This window comes from Burkholderia sp. BCC1985, from assembly GCF_905339915.1.
Classification (GTDB): Bacteria; Pseudomonadota; Gammaproteobacteria; order Burkholderiales; family Burkholderiaceae; genus Burkholderia.
The window spans coordinates 1-25,203 of the sequence record NZ_CAJPGY010000058.1; the positions used below are offsets into that span (position 1 = coordinate 1).

The 25,203-nt window shown below is 68.3% G+C and carries 23 protein-coding genes and 1 pseudogene; 11 read left to right on the plus strand and 13 right to left on the minus strand.

Going from position 1 to position 25,203, the window contains the following annotated elements:
- A pseudogene (locus U4Z31_RS33505) lies at positions 1 to 120 on the minus strand (histidine ABC transporter permease); the annotation flags it as partial.
- Between the two features lie 155 nt (positions 121 to 275).
- On the minus strand, positions 276 to 1,049 hold the full coding sequence (locus tag U4Z31_RS33510; protein ID WP_321812627.1) for an ABC transporter substrate-binding protein: 774 nt from the start codon (positions 1,047 to 1,049) through the stop codon (positions 276 to 278).
- A gap of 493 nt (positions 1,050 to 1,542) precedes the next feature.
- On the opposite strand from U4Z31_RS33510, the gene hutC reads away from it, so the two are divergent.
- A complete protein-coding gene (gene hutC / locus U4Z31_RS33515; RefSeq protein ID WP_257770787.1) occupies positions 1,543 to 2,238 on the plus strand; it encodes a histidine utilization repressor in 696 nt (231 codons plus the stop codon).
- Between the two features lie 16 nt (positions 2,239 to 2,254).
- On the opposite strand, the gene U4Z31_RS33520 is transcribed toward hutC, so the two are convergent.
- Positions 2,255 to 3,496 (minus strand): glycosyltransferase, encoded by a 1,242-nt coding sequence (locus tag U4Z31_RS33520; protein WP_321812628.1) that lies wholly within the window; start codon positions 3,494 to 3,496, stop codon positions 2,255 to 2,257.
- Positions 3,497 to 3,591: 95 nt separating this feature from the next.
- On the opposite strand from U4Z31_RS33520, the gene U4Z31_RS33525 reads away from it, so the two are divergent.
- Both U4Z31_RS33525 and U4Z31_RS33530 read left to right on the plus strand, forming a co-directional pair.
- Positions 3,592 to 4,212: a TetR/AcrR family transcriptional regulator gene (locus tag U4Z31_RS33525; RefSeq protein ID WP_321812629.1), complete on the plus strand. Its 621-nt coding sequence runs from the start codon at positions 3,592 to 3,594 to the stop codon at positions 4,210 to 4,212.
- Positions 4,213 to 4,589: 377 nt separating this feature from the next.
- Positions 4,590 to 4,943, plus strand: coding sequence for a hypothetical protein (locus tag U4Z31_RS33530; protein WP_044848115.1), 354 nt, complete (start codon positions 4,590 to 4,592; stop codon positions 4,941 to 4,943).
- Between the two features lie 51 nt (positions 4,944 to 4,994).
- Here the strand turns inward: U4Z31_RS33530 and U4Z31_RS33535 are convergent, their stop codons facing one another.
- The 4 genes from U4Z31_RS33535 to U4Z31_RS33550 all read right to left on the minus strand — a co-directional run bounded on the left by U4Z31_RS33535 (position 4,995) and on the right by U4Z31_RS33550 (position 9,294).
- Positions 4,995 to 5,852, minus strand: a complete 858-nt coding sequence (locus U4Z31_RS33535) for an alpha/beta hydrolase (protein WP_321812630.1) — start codon at positions 5,850 to 5,852, stop codon at positions 4,995 to 4,997.
- A 121-nt stretch (positions 5,853 to 5,973) separates the two neighbouring features.
- Complete coding sequence (locus U4Z31_RS33540; RefSeq protein WP_044848082.1) at positions 5,974 to 6,891, minus strand: LysR family transcriptional regulator; 918 nt, start codon at positions 6,889 to 6,891, stop codon at positions 5,974 to 5,976.
- Positions 6,892 to 7,149: 258 nt separating this feature from the next.
- On the minus strand, positions 7,150 to 7,395 hold the full coding sequence (locus tag U4Z31_RS33545; RefSeq protein WP_044848083.1) for a DUF3717 domain-containing protein: 246 nt from the start codon (positions 7,393 to 7,395) through the stop codon (positions 7,150 to 7,152).
- 363 nt (positions 7,396 to 7,758) lie between these two features.
- Positions 7,759 to 9,294: an amino acid permease gene (locus tag U4Z31_RS33550; RefSeq protein WP_124488802.1), complete on the minus strand. Its 1,536-nt coding sequence runs from the start codon at positions 9,292 to 9,294 to the stop codon at positions 7,759 to 7,761.
- Positions 9,295 to 9,813: 519 nt separating this feature from the next.
- On the opposite strand from U4Z31_RS33550, the gene U4Z31_RS33555 reads away from it, so the two are divergent.
- The 4 genes from U4Z31_RS33555 to U4Z31_RS33570 all read left to right on the plus strand — a co-directional run bounded on the left by U4Z31_RS33555 (position 9,814) and on the right by U4Z31_RS33570 (position 14,960).
- Positions 9,814 to 11,346 (plus strand): diguanylate cyclase, encoded by a 1,533-nt coding sequence (locus U4Z31_RS33555; RefSeq protein ID WP_415750323.1) that lies wholly within the window; start codon positions 9,814 to 9,816, stop codon positions 11,344 to 11,346.
- Between the two features lie 152 nt (positions 11,347 to 11,498).
- Positions 11,499 to 12,569 carry an FUSC family protein gene (locus tag U4Z31_RS33560; protein ID WP_321812632.1) on the plus strand — a complete coding sequence of 357 codons (1,071 nt, stop codon included), beginning with the start codon at positions 11,499 to 11,501 and terminating at the stop codon, positions 12,567 to 12,569.
- Positions 12,570 to 12,920: 351 nt separating this feature from the next.
- Positions 12,921 to 14,255, plus strand: coding sequence for an argininosuccinate synthase (gene argG, locus U4Z31_RS33565; protein ID WP_044848086.1), 1,335 nt, complete (start codon positions 12,921 to 12,923; stop codon positions 14,253 to 14,255).
- Positions 14,256 to 14,462: 207 nt separating this feature from the next.
- Positions 14,463 to 14,960 (plus strand): shikimate kinase, encoded by a 498-nt coding sequence (locus U4Z31_RS33570; RefSeq protein WP_321812633.1) that lies wholly within the window; start codon positions 14,463 to 14,465, stop codon positions 14,958 to 14,960.
- Between the two features lie 127 nt (positions 14,961 to 15,087).
- Here the strand turns inward: U4Z31_RS33570 and U4Z31_RS33575 are convergent, their stop codons facing one another.
- Both U4Z31_RS33575 and U4Z31_RS33580 read right to left on the minus strand, forming a co-directional pair.
- On the minus strand, positions 15,088 to 16,398 hold the full coding sequence (locus tag U4Z31_RS33575) for an MFS transporter (RefSeq protein ID WP_321812634.1): 1,311 nt from the start codon (positions 16,396 to 16,398) through the stop codon (positions 15,088 to 15,090).
- A gap of 189 nt (positions 16,399 to 16,587) precedes the next feature.
- Complete coding sequence (locus tag U4Z31_RS33580; protein WP_321803151.1) at positions 16,588 to 17,670, minus strand: tartrate dehydrogenase; 1,083 nt, start codon at positions 17,668 to 17,670, stop codon at positions 16,588 to 16,590.
- 108 nt (positions 17,671 to 17,778) lie between these two features.
- On the opposite strand from U4Z31_RS33580, the gene U4Z31_RS33585 reads away from it, so the two are divergent.
- Positions 17,779 to 18,687 (plus strand): LysR substrate-binding domain-containing protein, encoded by a 909-nt coding sequence (locus U4Z31_RS33585; RefSeq protein WP_124488808.1) that lies wholly within the window; start codon positions 17,779 to 17,781, stop codon positions 18,685 to 18,687.
- 160 nt (positions 18,688 to 18,847) lie between these two features.
- On the opposite strand, the gene U4Z31_RS33590 is transcribed toward U4Z31_RS33585, so the two are convergent.
- The 3 genes from U4Z31_RS33590 to U4Z31_RS33600 form a co-directional block, all read right to left on the minus strand.
- Positions 18,848 to 19,849: a LysR family transcriptional regulator gene (locus U4Z31_RS33590; protein WP_321812635.1), complete on the minus strand. Its 1,002-nt coding sequence runs from the start codon at positions 19,847 to 19,849 to the stop codon at positions 18,848 to 18,850.
- Positions 19,850 to 19,948: 99 nt separating this feature from the next.
- A complete protein-coding gene (locus tag U4Z31_RS33595; protein WP_124528896.1) occupies positions 19,949 to 20,368 on the minus strand; it encodes an ATP--cob(I)alamin adenosyltransferase in 420 nt (139 codons plus the stop codon).
- A gap of 140 nt (positions 20,369 to 20,508) precedes the next feature.
- Positions 20,509 to 21,309: a helix-turn-helix transcriptional regulator gene (locus U4Z31_RS33600; RefSeq protein WP_321812636.1), complete on the minus strand. Its 801-nt coding sequence runs from the start codon at positions 21,307 to 21,309 to the stop codon at positions 20,509 to 20,511.
- Between the two features lie 171 nt (positions 21,310 to 21,480).
- Here U4Z31_RS33600 and U4Z31_RS33605 point away from each other — a divergent pair, with 171 nt between their 5' ends.
- The 3 genes from U4Z31_RS33605 to U4Z31_RS33615 all read left to right on the plus strand — a co-directional run bounded on the left by U4Z31_RS33605 (position 21,481) and on the right by U4Z31_RS33615 (position 24,302).
- Positions 21,481 to 22,107: a LysE family translocator gene (locus U4Z31_RS33605; protein ID WP_044848096.1), complete on the plus strand. Its 627-nt coding sequence runs from the start codon at positions 21,481 to 21,483 to the stop codon at positions 22,105 to 22,107.
- Positions 22,108 to 22,119: 12 nt separating this feature from the next.
- The gene (locus tag U4Z31_RS33610; RefSeq protein ID WP_321812637.1) at positions 22,120 to 22,881 is read left to right on the plus strand and encodes a class I SAM-dependent methyltransferase; all 762 of its coding nucleotides are present in this window, start codon (positions 22,120 to 22,122) and stop codon (positions 22,879 to 22,881) included.
- Between the two features lie 197 nt (positions 22,882 to 23,078).
- Positions 23,079 to 24,302, plus strand: a complete 1,224-nt coding sequence (locus U4Z31_RS33615) for an RtcB family protein (RefSeq protein ID WP_321812638.1) — start codon at positions 23,079 to 23,081, stop codon at positions 24,300 to 24,302.
- Positions 24,303 to 24,412: 110 nt separating this feature from the next.
- On the opposite strand, the gene U4Z31_RS33620 is transcribed toward U4Z31_RS33615, so the two are convergent.
- A complete protein-coding gene (locus U4Z31_RS33620) occupies positions 24,413 to 25,081 on the minus strand; it encodes an O-methyltransferase (RefSeq protein ID WP_044848099.1) in 669 nt (222 codons plus the stop codon).
- Positions 25,082 to 25,203: the final 122 nt, after the last annotated feature.

Genomic DNA, 25,203 nt, shown 5'->3' on the forward strand with positions numbered 1-25,203 from the left:
GAGTTTCGCTGCCGCGCCCGCGAGGCCCAGTATCAGCGACGCGGCAAGCGACAGCACCGCGAGCTTCACGGTCTCGACCGTGCCGGCCCACAACAGCGGGCCAAATCCTTGGAAGATCATATAAGGGATCCAGAACGATGTGGCTGGATTGTCAATAGCCATTAACCGCGCATCAAACGAGTTCTGCGCACTACCTGATGCCGTCTGCTCATCAAGCCAGCGGCATCACGCGAAGCGGGCGGCGCGCGCCACGGCCGGTGCGCGCCGCGAAGGCGTCAGCCGCCGTACACGTCGAATGCGAAGTACTTCTTCTCGAGCTTCTTGTAGGTGCCGTCCTTGATCATGTCGGCGATCGCATGGTCGATCTTCGCCTTCAGGTCGGCGTCGTCCTTGCGCAGGCCGATGCCGGCGCCGTTGCCGAGCGTCTTCGGATCGTCGATGTCCTTGCCGGCGAATTCGAAGCTCGCGCCGCGCGGTGTCTTCAGGAAGCCGATATCGGCCTGCACCGCGTCCTGCAGCGCGGCGTCGAGGCGGCCGGACATCAGGTCCTGGTACACGCCGTCCTGGTTCTGGTAAGGCACGACCTGCACGCCCTTCGGCGCCCAGTAGGCCTTCGCGTAGGTTTCCTGGATCGTGCCCTGCTCGACGCCGACCGACTTGCCCTTCAGCGATTCGGCCGTCGGCTGCAGGTTCGCGCCCTTCTTCGCGACGAGGCGCGTCGGCGTGTTGAACAGCTTGTCGGAGAACGCGATCTGCTCGGCACGCGCCGACGTCATCGACATCGACGACAGCACGCCGTCGAACTTCTTCGCCTTCAGCGCCGGGATCATCCCGTCGAAGTCGTTCTCGATCCACACGCACTTCGCCTTCAGGCGCGCGCAGATCTCGTTGCCGAGATCGACGTCGAAGCCGACGACCTTGCCGCTTGCATCCTTCGATTCGAACGGCGGATAGCTGGCGTCGACGCCGAACCGGATCGTCGACCAATCCTTGGCGTGGGCACCGACCGCGAGGCAGGCAAGGGCAATACTGAGCGCGAGTTTCTTCATGGCGTTCCTGTCATAGGCGAACTGGGCACGGGTCCCGTCGGGCGTCGCCGCCGCGAACCCTTCCAACCGGGAGGTCATCCGTCAGACGACTCTCCAAGTTGTACATACAACTTTGCCTTTTTCAGGTCACTGCCAGCAATCCGTGTTTATCTCTAATTGTCGGCGGATTGTTTACCTGAGCGAATTTTCCTTATATTTCAATTCGCTACACCTTACATGAAGCTGAACCCCTGGTTTCGGTGCGGATTCGGCCCATCGTCGCCGCCCATGCATTTGTCTATACTTTTCGTTTGCCGGCTCGCCGGCGCGGCGGCCGCGGCCCGTACGGGCCCCGCGGGTCCTTGGCCGGCGCGCCGGACGCGGGCCGGAATAACCCGAATCCCGGGCCCACAGTCGGGCCCGCGCGGCGTCGAACCCGGTACACTCCGCCCGGACACCGCACGAAGGCCCGCGCGCGACGGCACGCGGCCGCCGTCTCTCGAACAGCAATGCAATGACCACACCGATCTATCAGGAAATCAAGGACTTCATCCTCGCGCGCATTCATGCGGGCGAGTGGGCGGAAGGCGACCAGGTGCCGTCGGAAAACGAGCTCGCGCGCGAATTCAACGTCGCGCGGATGACGGTCAACCGCGCGCTGCGCGAACTGACGGCCGAGCAGGTGCTCACGCGCACGCGCGGCTCGGGCACGTATGTCGCGTCGCCGAAATACGAATCGACGCTGGTGGCGATCCGCAGCATCTCGGACGAAGTCGCCGCGCGCGGCCATGGGTATCGCGCGCAGGTGCTGGAGGTCGGCGCGGCCATCGCCGACGCGAAGCTCGCCGACGAGCTGCGGCTCGACGCCGGCAGCCCGATCTTCCATTCACGCGTGCTGCACTTCGAGAACGACACGCCGGTGCAGCTCGAGGAACGCTGGGTCAATCCGTCCTGCGCGCCCGAATACGCACTGCAGGACTTCACGACGACGACGCCGAACCAGTACCTCACGCGCGTCGCGCCGCTGCAGCGGGTCGAATACCGGATCGAGGCCGCGATGCCCGATGCGCAAACGCGCCGCCACCTGACGATGGACGAACGCGAGCCCTGCCTGCTGCTGCATCGGCGCACGTGGTCGCAGGGGATGGTCGCGTCGGTGGCCAATCTGTGGCACCCGGGCAGCCGCTACCGGTTCACCGGGCATTTCTGAAGCGGCGCCGGCGCGTTCACCGCATGCCGGGCCGCCCCCAGCGCTCGATCGCGCCGACCGCCCGCCGCACCCCGTCCTCCCGTGCGATCCGCACACCGAGTTCGGCGGCGCGCGCCTGCGTGTCGGCATGCGCCGCGAACGCGATCGCGCGTGCGAGCGCGGCGGCGTCCATGCGCCGGCCCGACACCGGCGCACCGGCCACACCGAGCCGTTGCAGCCGGTTCGCCCAGAAGAACTGATCGCCCGCGAACGGCACGACGACCGACGGAATGCCCGCCCGCGCGGCCGAATGCGTGGTACCCGATCCGCCGTGGTGGATCGCCATCGATACATGCGGAAACAACCGGTCGTGCGGCGTCTCGCCGATCACGCACACGTGCGCCGGCAGCATCGACGCATCGATGCCGCTCCAGCCCGGATGGAACAGCGCGCGCCGGCCGTCGAGCGCCTGCAGCAGCGCGCCGACCATCGCGGCGCGATCGAACCCGGCCATGCTGCCGAAGCCGATGTACACGGGCGGATCGCCCGCGCCGAGAAAGGTCGCCAGCGCGGGCGGCGGCGTCCACGCCGGCGCGTCGGCGTGCCACTGACCGCAGGCCTGCACGTGCGACGGCCAGTCGGCCGGATCGGACAGCAGCACGGGCGACACGCCGTACAGCATCGGATGATCGGTCCAGACGTGCCGGCGCGCCGGCAGGCCGCACACGCTGGCGCGCGCTGCATTGGTCGCGTTCCTGAACGCGTGCCACAGCAGCGCGTTCACGAGCCGATGGCTCGCGCGATTCAGCCAGCGCGGCACCTTGCCGGGCGGCAGGAACGGCGACGCGAACGCCGCGGTCGGCGTGATCGGAATCATCCCCGTGCCGATCGCCGGCACGCCGCGATACTCGGCGACCGACAGCCCGACGAACGACGCCAGCCCCGACACCAGGATCGCATCGCAACCGGCCGACGCGGCCGCGACTTCGCGCATCCATGCCGCCGTGTTCGCATTCGCGATCGCCGCGAGCGCCTTCGACGTGTCGTTGAAGCCGCCGCGCCCGCGCACCGCGTCCGACAACGCGCCATCCGGCGCGATCGCCGCGCGGATATCGCCGGACAACGGCGCGCACGGCACCCCGAGCGCGGCGGCCGAACCGAGCGTCGCGGCGTCGGCCAGCAACCGGACCTCGTGGCCCGCATCCAGCAGCGCACGGCCGAGCGCCGCGAGCGGACGCGTGTCGCCTTCGGTGCCGTAAGTGACGATGACGAGCTTCATGCGTGGACTCCCCCTGCACGATGCAGGCGAGTGGATTCATAAAAATGCACGTCGTATACTAATGCAATTCGTGCACTTTCATTCGATACCGAACCATGCCGACGACGACCGACGATCCGGGCCGCCGCGCACGCAAGCGCATCCAGATGCTCGCGCATCTCGCCGACACCGGCGCCCGCCTGTTCGATGTGCATGGCTACGATGCCGTGACGATGGAGCAGATCGCCGCGCAGGCCGATGTCGCGAAACGAACGCTGTACAACCACTTTCCGACGAAGGAAGCCGTGCTCGCGCACTGGCTCGAAGGCAAACTCGCGCGCGACCTCGCGCACCTGCAGCGCGACGTCGCACGGCGGAAGACCTTCGCGTCGCGGATCGCCTGCGTGCTCGACGCGTCGGCCGCGTGGTGCGAGCAGCACCCGGTGTACCTGCTCGCGTACCTGCGGCATCGGTTCCTGAGCATCGGCGTGACGGAAGCGGAAAGCGGGAAGGACGGCGGCAGCGGCATCGCGCTCGTGTGGCAGCAGCTGATCGCGGCCGGACAGCAGGCGGGCGAACTGAGCCCGGCGCTGGCGGCCGACCAGCTCGCCACGTGGTTCCATCATCTGTATCTCGCGGCGATGCTGCGCTGGCTGACCGTGCCGGGGTTGTCGCTTAAGCGGGAATTCCGGTCGGTCGCGAAGCTGTTCGTCGAAGGCGCGCAAGCGAAAGGCTGAGCGGCCGCCGAGGCGACGCTCGGGCAGGAAGGTGCGTGCGCATCGAACGTTCACGGCGCTCACGCAATTCACGCGCACGCCGGGCGCGCTGCGCGCTGGCCTGCGATCTGGAACACCATCCGGAATCGCTGCTGCCCGGCAACGCGGGCGACACGCAACCGGCCGACGCGTCGCGCTCCGCGAGCGAAGACCGCTGCACGCTTCGCGCGATGCGCCGGGATTTTTACAACGCATGCACGCACGGGATGCCAAATCTTCCGCGCAGCAGTATGCTGATGTCGTACGGCCCCGCACGATGCCTCGGGCAATCCCTTAGTCCGCACGTCGTCGCGCCGCCGTCGCGACCGCAATCATGCGTTTGCAAGGAGGGCTTCGTGATGGCTACCATGCATCAGCACTTCCACCTCGAACTACGGCACGCCACGGCGCCGACGTATTTCATCAGCTACCTGTTTCCCGCCTTGCTGTTCGTCTACGAACTGCTGCGCGTCGGCCAATGGATCCGCGATCACGGGATGCAATTCGCCGCGTTCAAGCAGATGGGTTACGAGTACCTGCTGATGCTGCTGTTCGTCGGGCTGCAGATCGTCGTCGAGGCGATCTTCCTGCTCGGCGCCGCGATGCGCCGCGACAATCGCGACTTCGAACACCGGTTGCCGAACGTGGTCCTCGGCATCGGCTGCTCGATCGCGATTCTCGCGCTCGATCTCGCGATCCAGCTGTCGTTCTGAGCGCCGGCGGGCTCGGCCCGCCGGTCGCATTGCGCGCCTGCGCCCGGCCGTTCAGGCGAGCGCGCCGCGCAGGAACGTCGCCACGGCCGCGAGCACGTCGCCGCTCCGCTCGCGATGCGGCATGTGTCCGCATCCGTCGAGCAGCAGGAACGACGACGGCCCCGCGACGCGCGCGGCGATCCGCTTCGGATGCACGTCCGACCCGTATTCGTCCTGCTCGCCGTGAATCGCGAGCGTCGCGCAGCGCACGCGCGGCAGCGCGTCGTCGAGGCTCCAGCCGCGAAACGCCGGCGACAGCCACGTGCCGACCCACGCACGCAACACCCATTCGGCCTTGTCGCCGTGATAGCGCACGAGCCGCTCGAGCTGGCCGGGCGCGTCGAACTGCTGCCCCGCCTCGCGAATGCCGTCGAGCGTGCGATCCTCGACGAACGCCTGCGCGGCGACCGTCACCAGCGCGCGGCAACGCGCGGGATACGCAGCCGCGCAGCCGACCGCCATGCCGCCGCCGACGCTGTGCCCGAACGCCACGAACGCATCGATGCCGAACCGTTCGAGCAGCGCGCGGAAGCCCTGATCGGCCTCGTCGCGCACGAACGTCGTGCCGAGCTGTCCCGGATGGCGGTCGGACCGGCCAAAGCCCAGCCGGTCGTATGCAATCACGTCGCGTTGCGTGGCGCGCGCGAGTTGCGCGGGGAAGTCGCGCCAAAGTTCGACACAGCCGAGCGAATCGTGCAGCAGCACGATCGGCGCGGCCGGCATAGGCGCGGCCGGCATAGGTGCGGCCTGCACAGGCGCGGCCGGCCCGGTCGCGGCCGTCGCCTGCGCAGGCACACCGCGCCAGCGCTTCGCGAAGAGACGCCCTTGCGGCGTCTCGACCCAGGTCTCCTCGGTCACGATTTCAGTCATGTGCATGTCATCGTCTGCATGAAGGCTGCATGAAGGCGGCCGCACGCGGGCGGACCGCAGAATGCCGACTGGTGGCCCGCCGACGCGCGCGGCGTCAAGCAAGCCCCCACCGCCCGCGCGCTCATTCGGGCTGCGGCGGCAGATACTCCATCTGCGACTCGTCGTACAGCCGGTAGATCAGCGCCTGCATCGCGCGGATGTCCTCCGATTCGTCGAGCATCCGCATGCTCATGATGATCGGCGACACGAGTTTCGGATCGTCGAGCGGCTTGTAGCTGATGTCGTCGCGCTTCAGCCCGTACACGCTGTGCGGCACGACCGACACGCCTTCGCCCATCGCGACGAGCCCGAGCGCGATCTGCAGTTCGCGCGTCTCGTAGATCTTGCGCGGCTGCAGCGCGCGATCGTGGAATGCCGCGAGCACCTGGTCCGCATAGCTCGGCCGCGGCGCCTTCGGGAAGATGATCAGCGTGTCGTTCACGAGATCGTGCAGCGACAGCACGGGTTTCGCGCCGTCGAGCACGTGACCGACCGGCAGCGCGACGATCATCCGCTCCTCGCGCAGCACGACGCGCCGCACGCTCGGATCCTCGTGACGGATGCGCCCGAAGCCCACGTCGATGCGCCCTTCCTTCAGCGCCTTGATCTGGTCCATCGTCGACATCTCGTGCAGGCTCAGCTCGACGGCCGGATACTCGCTGCGAAAGCGCCGGATGATCTTCGGCAGCATCCCGTACAGCGTCGAGCCGACGAAGCCGACCGACATGCTGCGCTCGATCTTGCCGACCCGCTTCGTCATCGATTCGAGCTCGGTGGTCTGCGCGAGCAGCTGCACCGCGTGCGAATAGAAGAACCGCCCCGCGTCGGTCAGCTTCAGCGGCCGCGCGTTGCGCTCGAACAGCGGCACGCCGAGTGCGTCCTCGAGCTGCTGGATCTGCCGGCTGAGCGGCGGCTGCGCGATGTGCAGGCGCTCGGCCGCGCGCGTGAAATTCCGCTCCTCGGCAACCGCGACGAAGTAGCGGAGGTGTCTCAACTCCATGTTCGAACCCTCCCGGACAGGCCACGGACGTTCATTCGGCCCCGCGCACACACGTGCCGCGCCGGTCGTCCCGCGAGCGCCTGCTCCCGATGCCATGACGATACCTCAGCCCGCGCCGATACCGGCGCGAGCCGCGCCGCGCCCGCCCTCGCGGGCGGCGCACCGCGCAAAGCCGCAAAGCCTCAAAGCAAAACGGGAAGCCGCCAGGCTTCCCGTTGCTTCATCGACGCCGCGTCGCGGCAGCGTCCCGACCGCGCGTCATGCCTCGGTCGCGTACAGCGCATCGCGCTGCGCGTCGCTCAGCGAGTCGAGCGGCACGTCCGGCAGCCGATAGCAGATCATCGTGCCGTACAGCTCGGCCAGGCAGTTGCTGCCGGCGTCGAGCGCGTAGCCGTCCTCGCCGTCCGGCGCCGGCGGATACACTTCGCGCCACGCATTGATCGCGGCTTCGATTCGCACGATGGAAACGGGTCCGGCCTTCCGCTCGGCGGGTGATGCGCTCATGGATTCCTCTGGATTGCGCGCTCCGCGGGCCGGGCCGGCCGCGGCGGAACGATGGAAACGCCGGGCGCCGCCGGCCGCCGCAACGGGCGCGCGCCGGATGCCCGATCCGCGCCGCGCTCGTCGCGCCGACCGGGCCGTGGCCCGGTAGGGTCGGGAAATATAACCGGCTTTGACCCCGTGCAGCGCAAAGCCGACAAAAAAAGCGGGTTCGGCGCCGGCTGGAACGGCATCGGGGACCGACGCACGCGTCGGCTACCGACGTCGGCGGCACACCGCGTCGCCCCGGACGCCCCAACGAAAAACGGGAAGCCCGCGGGCTTCCCGTTTTCGTCGCGCACCACGCGGCCGGTGGCCGCACCGGCATCAGCCGACGGTTTCGCGGTTCTCCACGCGCTGCAGCTGCGCGCTGCGGTTCGCGGCCGCCCACGGCGCGATCTCCATGTCCTCGTAGCGCACGAAGCGGCTCTTGTTCAGGAGCCGGTAGCCGAGCCACACGACGAGGAACAGCGGAATGCCGACGTAGGTCGCGGCCACGCCCGCCCAGTCGATCCGGTTCGCGAGAAACGCCTGGTAGTCCTGGCCGAGCGCGATCACGAGACACAGCACGAACGCGAACAGCGGGCCGAACGGAAACCACTTCGACTGGTACGGCAGCTGGTCGACCGCGTAGCCCTGCTTCACGTAGCCCTTGCGGAACCGGTAGTGGCTGATCGCGATGCCGAGCCACGCAATGAAACCCGTCATCCCCGACGTGTTCAGCAGCCACAGGTACACCGTCTTGTCGCCGTACAGCGACGTGAAGAAGCACAGCGCGCCGACGGCGGTCGTCGCGTACAGCGCGTTGCGCGGCACGCCGCCCGGCGACAGCTTCGCGAACAGCCTCGGCGCACGGCCTTCCGTCGCGAGGTTGTAGAGCATCCGGGTCGACGCGTACATGCCCGAGTTGCCGGCCGACAGCACGGCCGTCAGGATCACCGCGTTCATCACGCCGGCCGCGAACGCGAGGCCCGCGTGGCGGAACACGAGCGTAAACGGGCTCACGCCGATGTCGGTCACGTCGCTCTTCAGCAGGTTCGGGTCGGTGTAGGGAATCAGCACGCCGATCACGAAGATCGCCAGCACGTAGAACAGCAGGATCCGCCAGAACACCTGACGCACCGCGCGCGGGATCGTCGTGCGCGGGTTCTCCGATTCGCCGGCCGCGACGCCGATCAACTCGGTGCCCTGGAACGAGAAGCCCGCGATCATCGCGACGCCCATCAGCGCCGGCAGGCCGCCCGCGAACGGCGCATCGCCGATCGTCAGGTTGCCCCAGCCGTTGCCCGGCGCACCCTTCAGAATGCCGAAGATCATCAGCAGGCCGACGCCGATGAACGCGACCACGGTGACGACCTTGATCAGCGCGAACCAGTATTCGGCTTCCCCGAAGCCGCGCACGGTCAGCGCGTTGAGCAGGAACATCACGCCGAGGAACGCGGCGCTCCACCAGACGCCCGGCACGTCCGGGAACCAGTAGTGCATCACGAGCTGCGCGGCGACCAGCTCGACCGCGATCGTCACGGCCCAGTTGTACCAGTAGTTCCAGCCGAGCGCGAAGCCGAAGCCTTCGTCGACGTATTTCGCGCCGTAGGTCGCGAACGAGCCCGACACCGGCATGAACGCCGCCATTTCGCCGAGGCTCGTCATCAGGAAATAGACCATCAGGCCGATCAGCATGTACGCGACCATCGCGCCGCCGGGGCCGGCCTGCGAGATCGACGCGCCGGACGCGACGAACAGGCCCGTGCCGATCGAGCCGCCGATGGCGATCATCGTCAGATGGCGCGCCTTCAGCGCGCGATGAAGCTTGGGTGGGTTCGCGGACGAACCGGGTTGGTCGGAATTCGGAATTGCGGACATAAACGAGACGAACGTTGAGCGGGCCGGCATCCGGGGCCGGCGCATGCGGGGTCGGGGCGCGTCGCGCCGCCTGCTGCGATGCATTCGATGCGGCCCCGATACGCGTTGCGCGCCGGGCGCCAGCGGCGAAGCGCGGATTCTACCTGATTCGCCGTCGGAACCGCTCGGGTCCGGACGCCCCGGCGCCGCATGCCGACGCGGGGTGAGCCGCGACGGTGCACCTCCCCGCCCAATACGCAATCGCGCCGGCGCAATAGCCCGATCCTGTATTAAAACGACAAAATCGCTCGATATACCCTAATAATCAGACAAAATACCGGCCACCCATAATCGCGATTCAAATCGACACGAACACCGCCGCTCACGGTAATGATGCGTAATCGTTCCGAATCGGATTGGCGCATGCATGTTTTGCATCGAGCGGCGAATTTCGGGAATTCGCGAGATAATGCCGACTAATGCGAATTAATCAGAGCGCGGAATCGTCGACGACGCACATATCCGCCGCCTGCCCCGAGGATGATGCCACCCACGCCGCTCGCTACGCTGCGCCGTCATACCGCGACGGCCGTGGCACGCATACTGTCGCCCCGCGGCGTGCTCGTCGCCGGCGTCGTGCTGCTGCTGTTCAGCTGGGGACTCTCGACGTCGCTTTTAATCGAGGCACGCCACGACGCGTATGACCATGCGGTCGAAAATGCGCGCAACCTGATGCTGCTGATCGAGCGCGATATTTCCCGCAATATCGAACTGTATGATCTTTCGCTGCAAAACGTCGTCGACGGGCTCGCCGATCCGGAACTGACGGCATTGCCGCCGCGCCAGCGTCACCGGCTGCTGTTCGACCGCGCCGCGACCGGCGCGTATCTCGGCGCCATTTTCGTGATGGATCCGCACGGCAATATCGTGATCGATTCGGCCGCATCGCCGCCGCGACAAGGCAATTTCGCCGACCGCGAGTATTTCACCGTGCATCGCGACCGGCTCGTGCAGGGCCTCTATATCAGCCGGCCCTATGCGTCCCGGCTGCGCGGCGGCGCGCTGACGATCGCGCTCAGCCGCCGGATCACGCTGGCCGACGGCCGCTTCGGCGGAATCGTCGTCGGCACGCTCAACATCGGCTACTTCCGCGCGCTGCTCGACGGGCTCGCGGTCGGCCAGCACGGCAGCGCGGCGATCGTCGAGGACAACGGCGCGCTCGTCTCGCGCCTGCCGTACGATCCGCGCGTGGTCGGCCTCGACCTCCACCACTCCCCGCTCTTCATCAAGGCGCAGCGCAGCAGCGAAGGCGTGCTGACGGGCGTGGGCGCGATCGACGACGTGCGGCGCATCTACGTCTACAAGCATCTCGCGCATCTGCCGCTGATCGTCGACGTCGCGCCCGCCGAGATCGACATCTACGCGCCGTGGCGCCATCGCGCGATCTGGACCGCCGTGCTGATGGGCCTGTTTACCGTGTTCATCCTGGGAGGCTCGCTCGCGCTGTCGCGCGAACTCGAGCGCCGGCAGGTCACCAAGTTGAATCTGTACCGGCTCGCGCATACCGATTCGCTGACCGGGCTCGACAACCGCGGCACGTTCGATGCCGTGCTCGCGAAGGAGGCGCAGCGCGCGTCGCGCAGCGGCCGGCCGCTGTCGGTGCTGTTCGTCGACGTCGATCATTTCAAGGCGTTCAACGACTACTACGGCCACCTCGCCGGCGACGACGTGCTGCGCCGCGTCGCGCAATCCGCGTCGCGCTGCCTGCGCCGCGACAGCGACCACGTCGCGCGCTACGGCGGCGAGGAATTCGTCGTCACGCTGCCCGACACCGACGCGCAGGGCGCGGCGACCGTCGCCGAAGCGATCCGCCGTGCGATCGCCGGGCTCGATATCGCGCACGTCCGCAGCCCGTACGGGCACGTGACGGCGAGCATCGGCGCCGCGACCAGCGCCGGCGGGCGCGTCAACGCCGCGACGCTGCTGCGGCAGGCCGACGCGGCGCTGTACCACGCGAAGTCAGGCGGCCGCAATCGCGTGTCGAACGCCGAGGTGAATACGGCCGACGCGTGACGCGGCAGCCGGCGGCACCCGCGCCGCGCCGCCGTGGACAGCCCGCGCACGTTCGGCTAGCGTTACGTCAGCTGCGCGTGCGCCGCCGCGCCGGCCCGCCCGCGCAGGCTGCCCGCGCATTCCGGCCACCCGCCGGCCACCCCCGCTCCGTCATGACCGCCCAGCTCCCTGCCCGATTCCCGCCGCTCCTGCGCCACGCGCTCCGTCCCCTGCTGGACCCGTACCGCCGCTACCGGCACGCGAAGCTGATCCATGCGGCGCGCGTCGCGCTCGCGATTCTCGTGTCGATCGCCTTGTCCACCGGGCTGCGCGTGCCGCACGGCGAATGGTCGACGATCACCGTGCTGATCGTCGTCGGCGGGCTGCAGCACCACGGCAACATCCGCAAGAAGGCGGCCGAGCGCGCGCTCGGCACGTCGATCGGCGCGCTCGCGGGGCTCGGGCTGATCCTGCTCTACTCCGTCCTGCACGCGCCGCTCGCGATCTACCTGCTGATGGCGATCGCGTGCGGGCTCTGCGCGTATCACGCGATCGGCAAGGCCGGCTACATCGCGCTGCTGTCGGCGATCACGATGGTGATCGTGGCCGGCCACGGCGACAACGAGATCGTCGACGGCCTGTGGCGCGCGGTGAACGTGCTGACCGGCATCGCGATCGCGCTGGCGTTCTCGTTCGCGCTGCCGCTCTATGCGACCTACTCGTGGCGCTACAAGCTCGCCGACGCGCTGCGCGCGTGCGCGGCCGTGCATGCGCGGCTCGCGGGCGACCGCCACGTGAGCGACGACGCGCACCTGAAGGAAATGGCCGCGCTGAGCACGCTGCTGGTGCAGCTGCGCTCGCTGATGCCGTCGGTGTCGAAGGAATGCGACATCCCGGTCACGCAGCTCGAGGCGATCCAGCGCGGCCTGCGCCTGTGCATCGGCTACCTGGAGATCCTGTCGAGCACGGTGCCGGCCCGCGACGACCTCGCCGCACGCGAATACATGCGCATCGAGATGAAGGCGATGAACCGGCGCATCCGCGACACGCTCGTCGGCGCGAGCCGCGCGCTCAAGTTCGGCACGCCGAGCCGGCTCGCACCGCGCCGCCGGCCGGCCGAGCCGCCGCACGACGCCCCGCCGGCGCAGTTGTCGGGCTACGTGTCGATCACGGCCAAGCTGGCCGGCGAAGTGGATCAGTTGCGCGAGAAACTGCTCGATACCGCGCAGGCGTGGAATATCTGAACCTGGAGCTTTGACGATTCGAAGGCCGGCGGACGCCGGGGTGCCTCAGGGCATCTTTCATTAGCCTTTCATAAAGGTGGCCCGGCATCCTGAGCGCGGATGCCGCACCGGCCGACCGATCTGGCCCCGGCAATCGGGCGTGCGCGCCGGCGCGCCTTCGCCAGTTTCGACCGCCGTCCGAGGCCGTTTCGCGCCGGATTCTCCGGCCGGTTAACCGCCCGTCAGGCCCGTCGCGACAGGCCCGAAGACGTATTGGCGCGAAAATCAGGTCTTGCCCCAACTTCCCGGACAGCCGATACTCGCATATTCCGCGAAATACGATCCCACCGGCTTCAATCCACGGTAATTCCTATGAGCACGATTCTCGAAAGCCTCCCGACCGGCCAGAAGGTCGGTATCGCCTTCTCCGGCGGCCTGGACACCAGCGCCGCGCTGCACTGGATGAAACTGAAGGGCGCCGTCCCGTACGCATACACGGCGAACCTCGGCCAGCCCGACGAAGACGATTACGACGCGATCCCGAAACGCGCGATCGAATACGGCGCAGCCGGCGCCCGCCTGATCGACTGCCGCGCGCAGCTCGTCGCCGAAGGCATCGCCGCGCTGCAAAGCGGCGCGTTCCACATCACGACCGCGGGCGTCACGTACTTCAACACGACGCCGATCGGCCGCGCCGTGACGGGCACGATGCTCGTCGCCGCGATGAAGGAAGACGGCGTCAACATCTGGGGCGACGGCAGCACGTACAAGGGCAACGACATCGAGCGTTTCTACCGCTACGGCCTGCTCGTGAACCCGGATCTGAAGATCTACAAGCCGTGGCTCGACCAGACGTTCATCGACGAACTCGGCGGCCGTGCCGAAATGTCCGAATTCATGAACCAGGCCGGCTTCGCATACAAGATGTCGGCCGAGAAGGCGTATTCGACCGACTCGAACCTGCTCGGCGCGACGCACGAAGCGAAGGACCTCGAAAGCCTCGAAAGCGGCATCAAGATCGTGAACCCGATCATGGGCGTCGCGTTCTGGCGTGACGACGTGAAGATCGCCGCCGAGGAAGTGACGGTGCGCTTCGAAGCCGGCCAGCCGGTCGCGCTGAACGGCGTCGAGTTCAAGGACCAGGTCGAGCTGCTGCTGGAAGCGAACCGCATCGGCGGCCGCCACGGCCTCGGCATGAGCGACCAGATCGAGAACCGCATCATCGAGGCGAAGAGCCGCGGCATCTACGAAGCCCCGGGCCTCGCGCTGCTGTACATCGCATACGAGCGTCTCGTCACCGGCATCCACAACGAAGACACGATCGAGCAGTACCGCGAGAACGGCCGCCGTCTCGGCCGCCTGCTGTACCAGGGCCGCTGGTTCGACCCGCAAGCGATCATGCTGCGCGAAACGGCGCAGCGCTGGGTCGCGCGCGCGATCACCGGCGAAGTGAAGATCGAACTGCGCCGCGGCAACGACTACTCGATCCTGAGCACGAAGTCGCCGAACCTCACGTATCAGCCGGAACGCCTGTCGATGGAAAAGGTGGCGTCGACGTTCTCGCCGCGCGACCGGATCGGCCAGCTGACGATGCGCAACCTCGACATCACCGATACGCGCGACAAGCTGCGCGTGTATTCGCAAGTCGGCCTGCTGACGCCGGGTGAAGCGTCGGCGCTGCCGCAGATCAAGGGCGACGACAAGTAAGTCGCTTCGTTCGACGCCGGGGCGCGTAGCCGATACGCGCTCCGGCCGGGCAGGCCGCATGTGCATCGGTGCATGCGCGGCCTGCTGCTTCTTTCTCCGCTTCTCCCCCTTCCTGCCCTACTCGCGCCACCGCGTCACGCGCGAACGGCGCTGCAACGCCGCCGCAATCGTGGCAAGCTGCCAGTCGTCCGATTTCCGGCCCGGCTCATGACTTCCCTCACCGTCATCCACCTGAACGGCCCGATCAACAGCGGCAAGACGACGATCGGTCGCGCACTCGCGCACCGGCTGCCCGATGCGCGCTTCGTCGACGGCGACGATCACGACGCGCCCGACGACGCCCCGTTCGACGTGCAGTGGGCGATCGCGCTGGCGCGCCTCGTCAAAGAGATCGCGCAGGCACGCGAACGTCATCTGGTGATCGCCTATCCGATCGGCGACGCGGAATTCGACCGGCTGCGCGCAGCCTGCGACGCACGCGACGCGCGCCTGTTCGTTGTGACACTCGCGCCACCGGAAGCGATCGCGGCGTCGGATCGCGGCACGCGCGCGCTGACGGACTGGGAGCGGCAACGTATCGCCGAGATGTATCGAGAAGGGTATGCGGCGCGCGCGTTCAGCGATTGCTTCGTCGACACGTCGAAAGCGTCGGCCGATGCGTGTGCGCAGGAGATCGCACGAAGCGTGCAGTCGCCGAACGTGTAGCGGGGAAACCGACGCGCGCGACGGGCGGAAGTCGCGTCACACCGCGTCGTGGGCAAAGGCCTCGCGCACGCGAGCGCCGGCCCCCTCCACACAGTCGCCACGTCCGGCAACACGCGCTGCCTGCAATTCAATGATGATGCCGCACGCCCGACACGACCTGTTCGCGTGCGCCCTTGCGGCTCAGCATCAGCGTGACGACCGCCGACACCGCGAGCGTGCCCGCCACCACGTACAGCCCGGCCGCGTAGCCGCCCGTCACGTTCTTCAGCCAGCCGATCGCGAACGGCCCGACGAAGCCGCCGAGGTTGCCGATCGAGTTGATCATCGCGATCCCCGCGGCCGCGCCGGCGCCTGACAGGAACGCGCTCGGCATCGCCCACAGCGGCGCCTTCGCGGCGCTGATCCCGATGTTGACGACGACCAGCGCGAGCACGGTCAGGAGCGCGGTGCTCGCCTGCCCCGCGAACACGAAGCCGATGCACGCGAGCACGCACGGAATCACGACATGCCACGTGCGTTCGCCGGTGCGATCCGAATGCCGTGCCCAGCCGATCATCGCGACGACCGCGGCGATGCTCGGGATGCCGGTCAGCAGGCCCGTCTGCCACGCGGTGAAGCCGAACTGCCTGACCATCAGCGGCGCCCACAGGCCGAGCGTATAGAGCCCCGCCGACGTGCCGAAGTAGATCAGCGCGAGCGCCAGCACGCGCGGGTCGCGCAGCGCCTGCCACGCGCCGGCCGTGTGGCCGGCATGCGCGTGCCGCGCGTCGGCCTCGGACTTCAGCTTCGCGACCAGCCAGTCGCGCTCGTCCGGCCGCAGCCACGCGGCCTTCGACGGCGCATCGGTCAGGCACTTCAGCACGACGAAGCCGAGCAGCACCGCGGGCAACGCCTCGACGATGTACAGCATCTGCCAGTCGGCAAGCCCGAACATCGGCGGCATCTGCATGATCGCGCCCGACAGCGGCGAGCCGATCGCGGTCGAGATCGGCGCGGCCGCCATGAACCACGCGGCGGCCACCGCGCGCTGCTTCGCGGGAAACCACAGGCTCAGGTACAGGATGATGCCGGGGAAGAAGCCGGCTTCCGCGATGCCGAGCAGGAAGCGCAGCACGTAGAAGCTCGTCGGCCCGGCTGCGAACGCGGACACCGCCGACACGATGCCCCACGTGATCATCACGCGCGCGATCCAGATGCGTGCGCCGACGCGATGGAGAATCAGGTTGCTCGGCACTTCGAACAGAAAGTAGCCGATGAAGAACAGTCCGCCGCCGAGTCCGAACGCGGTCGGCGACAGGCCGATCGCCTTGTTCATCGTCATCGCCGCGAAGCCGACGTTGACGCGATCGAGAAAGCTGACGAAGTAAAGCAGCATCACGAACGGAATGATGCGCCACATCAGTTTCCGCGCGACGCGGGTTTCCAGATCCGCTTGCATGTGTCTCCTCCTTCGAGGTCGAGCCGCGCGCTGTCCGCGCGGGCTCGGTGGGTACCGCCGGCATTACGACGAAGCGTGCGCGCCGGCACCCGGCTCGCGTCGAATGCGCGAGTCGCGGGCAAAAAATCCGGGGGGCGGCGAATGGAAGGCGACCGGCTGCGCTTGCGGCCGTCGCCGTTCTCGTTACTGTCAGGCGGCGACCGCCGCGTGCGCGACGCGCTCGCAGACGGCGGCCGTCACCTGCGCGGTCGTCGCGCTGCCGCCGAGGTCGCGCGTATGCAGCGACGGATCGGCCGTCACGGCCTCGATCGCCTGCATCACGCGCGCGGCCGCTGCCGTCTCGCCGAGATGCTCGAGCAGCATCACGGCCGACCAGAACGTGCCGACCGGATTCGCGAGGCCCCGGCCCATGATGTCGAACGCGGAGCCGTGGATCGGCTCGAACATCGACGGATAGCGGCGCTCGGGATCGATGTTGCCGGTCGGCGCGATGCCGAGGCTGCCCGCCAGCGCGGCCGCGAGATCGCTGAGGATGTCCGCGTGCAGGTTGGTCGCGACGATCGTGTCGAGCGACGCCGGGCGGTTGACCATGCGCGCGGTCGCGGCGTCGACGAGTTCCTTGTCCCACGTGACGTCGGGGAATTCCTGCGCGACCTGCTTCGCGATCTCGTCCCACATCACCATCGCGTGACGCTGCGCGTTGCTCTTCGTGATGACGGTCAGCAGCTTGCGCGGACGCGACTGCGCGAGCCGGAACGCGAAGCGCATGATGCGTTCGACGCCGGCACGCGTGAGGATCGACACGTCGGTCGCCGCCTCGATCGGATGCCCCTGGTGCACGCGGCCGCCGACGCCCGCGTATTCGCCCTCCGAGTTCTCGCGCACGATCACCCAGTTCAGGTCGGCCGGCCCGCAGCGCTTCAGCGGCGCGTCGATGCCGGGCAGGATGCGCGTCGGCCGCACGTTCGCGTACTGGTCGAAGCCCTGGCAGATCTTCAGGCGCAGGCCCCACAGCGTCACGTGGTCGGGCACGTCGGGGTCGCCCGCCGAGCCGAACAGGATCGCGTCCTTGCCGCGCAGCGCGTCGAGACCGTCGGCCGGCATCATCGCGCCGTGCAGGCGGTAGTAATCGGCGCCCCAGTCGAAATCCTCGAACTCGAACGCAAAGCGGTCGCTGCCGCGGGCCAGCGCTTCCAGCACCTGCTTGGCCGCAGGCACCACTTCCTTGCCGATGCCGTCGCCGGGAATGGTCGCGATACGGTAGGTCTTCATGCTGACATCCTCGATTGATCGTGAGCGTGAACGCACTTTACCGAACCGGAAGTGCAGAAACCGGGGCTATACTCAAAGCATCTTTAACTTCAATTCACGAATCACGTCATGGCGGATACCGTCCAGCCGGCCGATCTCGGCTTCTTCTCGACGCTGGCCGCGGCGGGCAGCCTGAGCGCGGCCGCGCGCGAGCTCGGGCTGACCGCGGCGGCCGTCAGCAAGCGGCTCACGCAGATGGAGCGGCGCGCGGGCGTGACGCTCGTCAACCGCACGACGCGGCGCATGATGCTGACGCCCGAGGGCGACGTGTATCTCGACTACGCGCGCCGGATCCTCGATCAGATGGACGAACTGGGCGAACTGCTCGGCAGCGCGCGGCAGCGGCCGAAGGGGCTGCTGCGCGTGAACGCGACGCTCGGTTTCGGGCGCAGCCACGTCGGCCCGGCGATCTCGCGCTTCGTCGCGCGTTTTCCGGAGGTGTCGGTGCAGTTGCAACTGTCGGTGATGCCGCCGCCGCTCACCGACGACGCGTTCGACGTGTGCATCCGCTTCGGCGAGCCGCCCGATACGCGCGTCGTCGCGAGACGGCTCGCGCCGAACCGCCGGCTGCTGTGCGCGGCGCCCGCGTATCTCGCGCGGCACGGCACGCCGGGCACGCCGCACGAGCTGACGCGGCACAACTGCATCGGCATCCGGCAAGGCGACGAAGGCTACGGGATCTGGCGGCTGGCGAGCGGACGCGGCGCGGCGCGCAACACGGAAGCCGTGCGGATCAACGGCAACCTGACGACGAACGACGGCGAGATCGCGGTGAAATGGGCGCTCGACGGGCACGGCATCCTGATGCGCGCCGAGTGGGATATCCGCGACTATCTGGCCGACGGGCGCCTCGTCGTCGTGCTGCCCGACTACGAAACGCCGAGCGCGGATATCTACGCGGTGTATGCGCAGCGGCATCAGATGTCGGCGCGGATACGGGCGTTCGTGGATTTTCTGGCGGGGGAGCTGGGTGGGTGACGGGAGGCGGGCGCCAATGCACGCGAACGTATCAGGATCGCGGCGCGACCGGTTCGACTGATTGAGTCTGACGATGCACCGGCTGGCGGAATGCCAGTATTTTGGCGAACCGGCCCACAAATCGCCAGAATATTGGCACATCCGGACGCGCGCCCCGCCGTCACGCCGCGGCCGCCAGCCTCCCGTCGGGCTCGCACGCGGCGATCGCCGTCGCTGCCATCTGCCGCAGCGCTGCCCCAGGCACGCTCACACCGGCCCGCTCCTGCGCGGCATCCTCGAAGCGCTCCGCGATCCAGTCGACGAACGCGCGCACGCCCGGCGACACGTGCCGGCGCTTCGCGTAGACGGCCGACACCGAAACCGCGCCCGGCCGCCACCGCGGCAGCACTTCCTGCAAATGTCCCGCGTCGATCAGCGGCTGCGCGACGACGCGCGGCGGCTGGATCAACCCGAGGCCATGCACGCCGCAAGCCAGGTACGCCTGCTCGTCGTCGACGCTGACGATGCCGTCGAGCCGGATCTTGCGCACCGCGCCATCGATCGCGAATTCGAGTTCGGCCGTGCGCTGGGCCGACGCGAACGCGCCGCTGACCGCGCGATGCCCGGCAAGCGCATCGAGCGAACGCGGCACGCCGCAGCGCTCGAGATACGCGGGGCTCGCGCAGGTCACGCGCTCGAGTGCACCGAGCGGGCGCGCAACCAGCGACGAATCGGGCAGCGCGCCCAGCCGGATGCTGCAGTCGACCGCATCGCCGATCAGGTCGGCCGCGCGTCCGGACACGCCCAGCATCAGCACGAGTTCCGGATGGCGCGCATGGAACGCGCCAAGCGCCGGCAGCACGATCGCGTCCGCCACCGCTCCCGGCAACTCGACGCGCAGCGGCCCGCTCGGATGCCGCGCCGCGTTGCGCAGGCTCGCTTCGAGTTCGTCGACGTCCGCGGTGATGCGCTGGCACCGCCGGTAATACGCGTCGCCTTCCGGCGTCGCCCGCAGCGCGCGCGTCGTGCGCACCAGCAACGGCATGCCGAGCGCCGCCTCGAGTTCCTGCACGGTGCGCGTCGCGGTCGCGCGCGAAATGCCGAGCGAGTGCGCCGCGCGCGTAAAGCTGTTCATCTCGACGATGCGCGTGAAGATGCGCATCGCGCGAATCGGATTGTCCACCGGAAACTCCCGCGGAATACGGCATCACGCATCGTGCGCGAACGCGACGCGGCGCATGCCTGTCAGTGAGCGAGCCGCGCCGCCGGCGCGGCGACCGGTTCAGTCGCGCGTGGCCGCGGCCGCGCGGGCCGGCGCGGCGAGCAGCTGCCGTGCCAGCGCGAGCGCCTCGTCACGATTCGCCGCCGCGTTCAACGGATAACCCCAGACCTTCTCGAACGCAGCCGAGAACGCATCGAGCGCAGCGCGCCGCTGCGCGTCGGGCTCGACCGCGATCATCGCGGGAATCCATTCGCGCGATTGCGCGCGATTCGCCTTGCTCCATTTCGCGAGCTGCTTGCGCATCTCGTGATCCTGCGCATCGCGATCGTCGCCGGACGGTGCATCGTCGGTCAGGAACACGAAACGTTCGCGGCGCGCGAGCAGCGCGTCGAGCTCGGCCAGCAAGTGCGCGGGATCGCTCGATGGCGAACGCGCGTAACGCAACCACACCAACGGGAATTCAGTCGTGACGATCTGCATGTCGGCCTCCAGATGAGAATGATTCTCATGTTAGAGATCGACGCCCGTCCCGTCATTTCTCGTGCCGGCCAACCGCTTGTTCGATCCGGCCAAGCGCGAGCGTGTGACGACCTGGCACGGCACGGCTCAGCACGGCACGGTCAACGCTGCCGGTCGGTCAGGTATTGGGTCGGCGACTTGCCGGTCGCCTTGCGGAACATCGTCACGAAGCTGCTCGCGCTCTCGTAGCCGAGGTCGATCGCGATCTGGTGCACGCGGCGGCCCGCCGTCAGCATCCGCAGCGACAGCGCGACGTGCAGCCGCCGGCGCCAGTCGCCGAGGCTCATGCCGAGTTCCTTCGCGGCGAGTCGCGTGAGGCTGCGCTCGCTGACGCCGGCGCGGCGCGCGAGTTCGGGCAGCGGCGACTTGTCGGCCGGATCGTCGAGCAGGTGATCGATCAGCCTGCGCAGCCGGCGGTCGGTCGGCATCGGCAGATACAGGTCCTCGACCGGCGCCGCGACGAGTTCGTCGAGCAGCGTCGCCATCAGCCGCCCCTGCGGACCGTCGACGTCGTACAGGCTCGGGAAGCTCGCGGCCTTCAGCAGCAGTTCGCGCAACAGCGGCGACATGCCCAGCGTGCAGCAGCGCGCCGGCAGGCCGGGCGCCGCATCGGGCTCGACCAGCACCGCGTAGAACGTCGCGCCGGCCGAACCGCGCGCCGAATGCGTGACGCCGCCCGGAATCCACACCGTGCATTGCGGCGGCGCGCTCCACACGCCGCCGTCGATCTCGCAATAGATGACGCCGCTCAGCGTGTACAGCAGTTGCGCCTGCGGATGGCTGTGCCGTTCGAGCCGCCATTCGGGCTCGACGACCGAGCCGCCGAACACGACGAGCGGACGCGGCACGTGATAGACGTCGGCGTCGGCAGCGGGGTCGGTAACGGGTGGCAGGTCGCGCATGGAGCGATGGTGTCGAAAGCGGCCGGACGGCGTGCCCGCGCGGCCTTTCGTGCTTATACCAGAAAGGCGCCGGCGCGGCTGCGCGGTTCCGGGCCGGCGTCGGCAGACGCGCGCCGATCCGAATACAATGCGTCGATCCCCCGCCGCCTCGCCAACCTTGCCGGAGCCGCCATGTTCGACCTGACCACGCTGGCCACCTTTACCGCCGTCGTCCTGGGCCTGTTCCTGATCCCGGGCCCCGCCGTGCTGCTCGTGCTGAGCCGCACCGTGCAGGGCGGCCGCAAGACCGGCATCCTGACCGGCCTCGGCGTCGCGAGCGGCGACTTCGTGCATACGCTGTTTGCCGCCGTCGGGCTGTCGGCGCTGCTGATGACGTCGGCGCTCGCGTTCAACGTCGTGAAGCTGGTCGGCGCGGCTTACCTCATCTACCTCGGCGTGCGCGCGCTGCTCGACGGGCCGTCCGATCCGTCGCTGCCGAAGGTGCCGCCCGTCACGCCGCTGACGGCGTACCTGCAGGCGATTCCCGCCGAAGTGCTGAACCCGAAGACCGCGCTGTTCTTCCTCGCGTTCATGCCGCAGTTCGTGCATCCGGAACGCGGCTCGACGTTCGTGCAGTTCGCGGTGCTCGGGCTGATCTTCGTCGTGCTCAGCTCGCTCTATACGACGCTGATCGCATGCTCGATCCGCCCGCTCGGCCGCGTCGTGAAGCGGCTTGCGTGGCTCACGCGCTGGCAGGGAAAGATCATCGGCTCGATCTTCATCGCGCTCGGGCTGCGCGTCGCGGTGCAGCAGCGCTGACGCGGGTTTCGCATGACGTCCGACGCGGCGGCTGCCGGCGAAATCCTCTATACCGATCCGCGTCTCGTCGCGGTCTACGACCGGTTCAACGCGGGGGACCGCGACTTCGCGTTCTACGCATCGCGCCTCGGCACCGCGCGGCAACGGATTCTCGATCTCGGCTGCGGCACCGGCACGTTCGCGCGCCGGCTTGCGGCGACCGGACACGACGTCGTCGCGATCGACCCCGCACCCGCGATGATCGACCATGCGCGACGCCAGCCGGGCGCCGGCGCGGTGCGCTGGCTCGCGTGCGATCTCGGCGGCCTGCCGCCCGGCGCGCCGTTCGATGCCGTCGTGATGACCGGGCACGCGTTCCAGTGCCTGCTGACCGACGCGGAGATCGATGCGACGCTGTGCGGCGCGCGGCGCGTGCTGGCCGACGGCGGGCGCTTCCTGTTCGAGACCCGCAATCCGCGTGTCGAGCCGTGGCTCGGCTGGACTCCGGCGGCGTCGGCCACCCGCATCGATTCACCCGAATTCGGCAGCGTCGAACTCCACCATGCGGTGACCGCGGTCGACGGTCCGATCGTGTCGTTCGACACGGTCTACCGGTTTCATCGCGACGATACGCAAGTGAAGAACGCGAGCCGGCTGCGCTTCATCGCGCAAGCCGACCTGCAGGCGCGTGTCGCGGCCGCCGGCTTCTCGTCCGCCGACTGGTGCGGAGACTGGAACGGTGCGCCGTTCGACGACGCGGCCAGCGCGGAGATCATCGCGATCTGCCGCGCATGAATGGTGAAACATCGTTCACGCGCGGCTACCGCGCAGCGAGCATCCGCGAATCGAGCCTGACCCGGTCGCGTCGTACCCCGATTCGGCCAACGCACGTCCGCCGGCAGCCAGTGAAGAAAACGACAAGAATAGATGGAAGCATCATGCTTTGAAGAGCTTGCGCCGCACGACTGAGGGGGCGATCGAAGGTGAAGCAAATGAGTAACGATGATTTTCAGGTGATGGAACTGGCGAACGGCAAGCCGGTGAAGATGTGGACACAAGGCGTCGCGGTCGAGGACGACGCGCGCACGCAATTGCGCAACACCGCGCAGATGCCGTTCATCTTCAAGCACGTCGCGGTGATGCCGGACGTCCACCTCGGCAAGGGCTCGACGATCGGCAGCGTGATCCCGACGAAGGGCGCGATCATCCCGGCCGCGGTCGGCGTCGACATCGGCTGCGGGATGATGGCCGCGCGCACGACGCTCACGGCGGCGGACCTGCCGGACGCACTCGGCGCGCTGCGCAGCGCGATCGAACGCGCGGTGCCGCACGGCCGCGCGCCGGGGCGCCGCGATCCCGGCGCATGGGGCGATCGCACGCCGGCCGCCGTGACCGAGTCGTGGAAGTCGCTGCTGCCGGGCTTTCAGCGGATCGTCGGCAAGTATCCGAAGCTGGAGAAGACGAACCACTACGCGCATCTGGGCACGCTCGGCACGGGCAACCACTTCATCGAGGTGTGCATCGACGAAGCGGATCGCGTGTGGTTCATGCTGCACAGCGGCTCGCGCGGCGTCGGCAACGCGATCGGCAGCCTGTTCATCGAACTCGCGCAGGCCGACATGCGGCAGCACATCGCGAACCTGCCGGATCGCAACCTCGCGTATTTCACCGAGGGCAGCCGGCACTTCGACGATTACGTCGAAGCGGTGGGCTGGGCGCAGGACTACGCGCGCCGCAACCGGCAGGCGATGATGGACGCGGTGATCGACGCGGCGCGCGGCGTGATCGCGAAACCGTTCGCGGTCGACGAGCACGCGGTGAACTGCCACCACAACTACGTGCAGCGCGAACGCCACTTCGGCGAGGACGTGCTCGTCACGCGCAAGGGAGCCGTATCCGCGCAGAAGGGACAGCTCGGCATCATTCCGGGTTCGATGGGCGCGAAGAGCTTCATCGTGCGCGGGCTCGGCAATCCGGAGAGCTTCTGTTCGTGCAGCCACGGCGCCGGCCGCGCGATGAGCCGGACCGAAGCGAAGCGCCGCTTCACGGTCGACGACCAGGTCAAGGCGACGCGCGGCGTCGAATGCCGGAAGGACGCGGGTGTCGTCGACGAGATCCCGATGGCCTACAAGGACATCGATGCGGTGATGGCGGCGCAGCGCAGCCTCGTCGAAGTGGTGCACACGCTGCGTCAGGTGGTGTGCGTGAAAGGATAGCGCGGCGCGCGGCCGAAGGCCGGGCGGCCGCGCTCGATGAAAGATCCGTGGCCGCGACCGTATCGCACGTCCGGTGCGGCCGACGACCGCGGTGATGCGCCACCTTCAAGTCACGCGCCGACGATCGAGATCGAAAACCCGTCCCAGCCCTTCAGCCCGACCGTCTGCAAGGCGGTCGTCGTGAGGTTCGGCTCGGCGACGATCCGCGCGAACCCGTCGCGCACGCCGACGACGTCCGGCTCACGGTTGTCCGGATCGGCCACGCGCCCGCCCCGCACGACGTTGTCGACGACGATCACCGTGCCGGGCCGCGACAGTTTCAGCGCGGCGTCCAGATAAGCGGCGTTGTTGTCCTTGTCCGCGTCGATGAAGATGAAGTCGAACGGCGCCTCGCCCGCATCGACGAGCCGCGCGAGACTGTCCTTCGCGCTGCCGACCACCACCGACACGACATCCGCGAACCCGGCGCGCGCGATGTTCCGCGTCGCGACCTTCGCGTGATCGGGGTTCAGTTCGAGCGTCACGAGCCGGCCGTCCGGCGGCAACGCGCGCGCGAGCCAGATCGTGCTGTAGCCGCCGAGCGTGCCGACTTCGAGGATGCGCCGTGCGCCGCGAATCGTCGCGAGCAGCTGCAGCAGCTTGCCCTGGTTCGGCGCGACGTTGATCGCGGGCAGCCCGGCCGCGTCGCTCGCCGCGAGCGCGGCGTCGAGCGCGTCGTCGGTCGGCACGAGCGTCGCGGAGAAATACGCATCCACCTTGTTCCACTGATCCTGGTCCATCGCGCACCCTTCATCCGAGGAAAAACCCATTCTATGCGCGGCGGCTCCATAAGCAACAAACCATTCGTTCTAAGGACGGCAGCGCACCTGCTCCTATAATCGCTCGACCACGACAACAACAG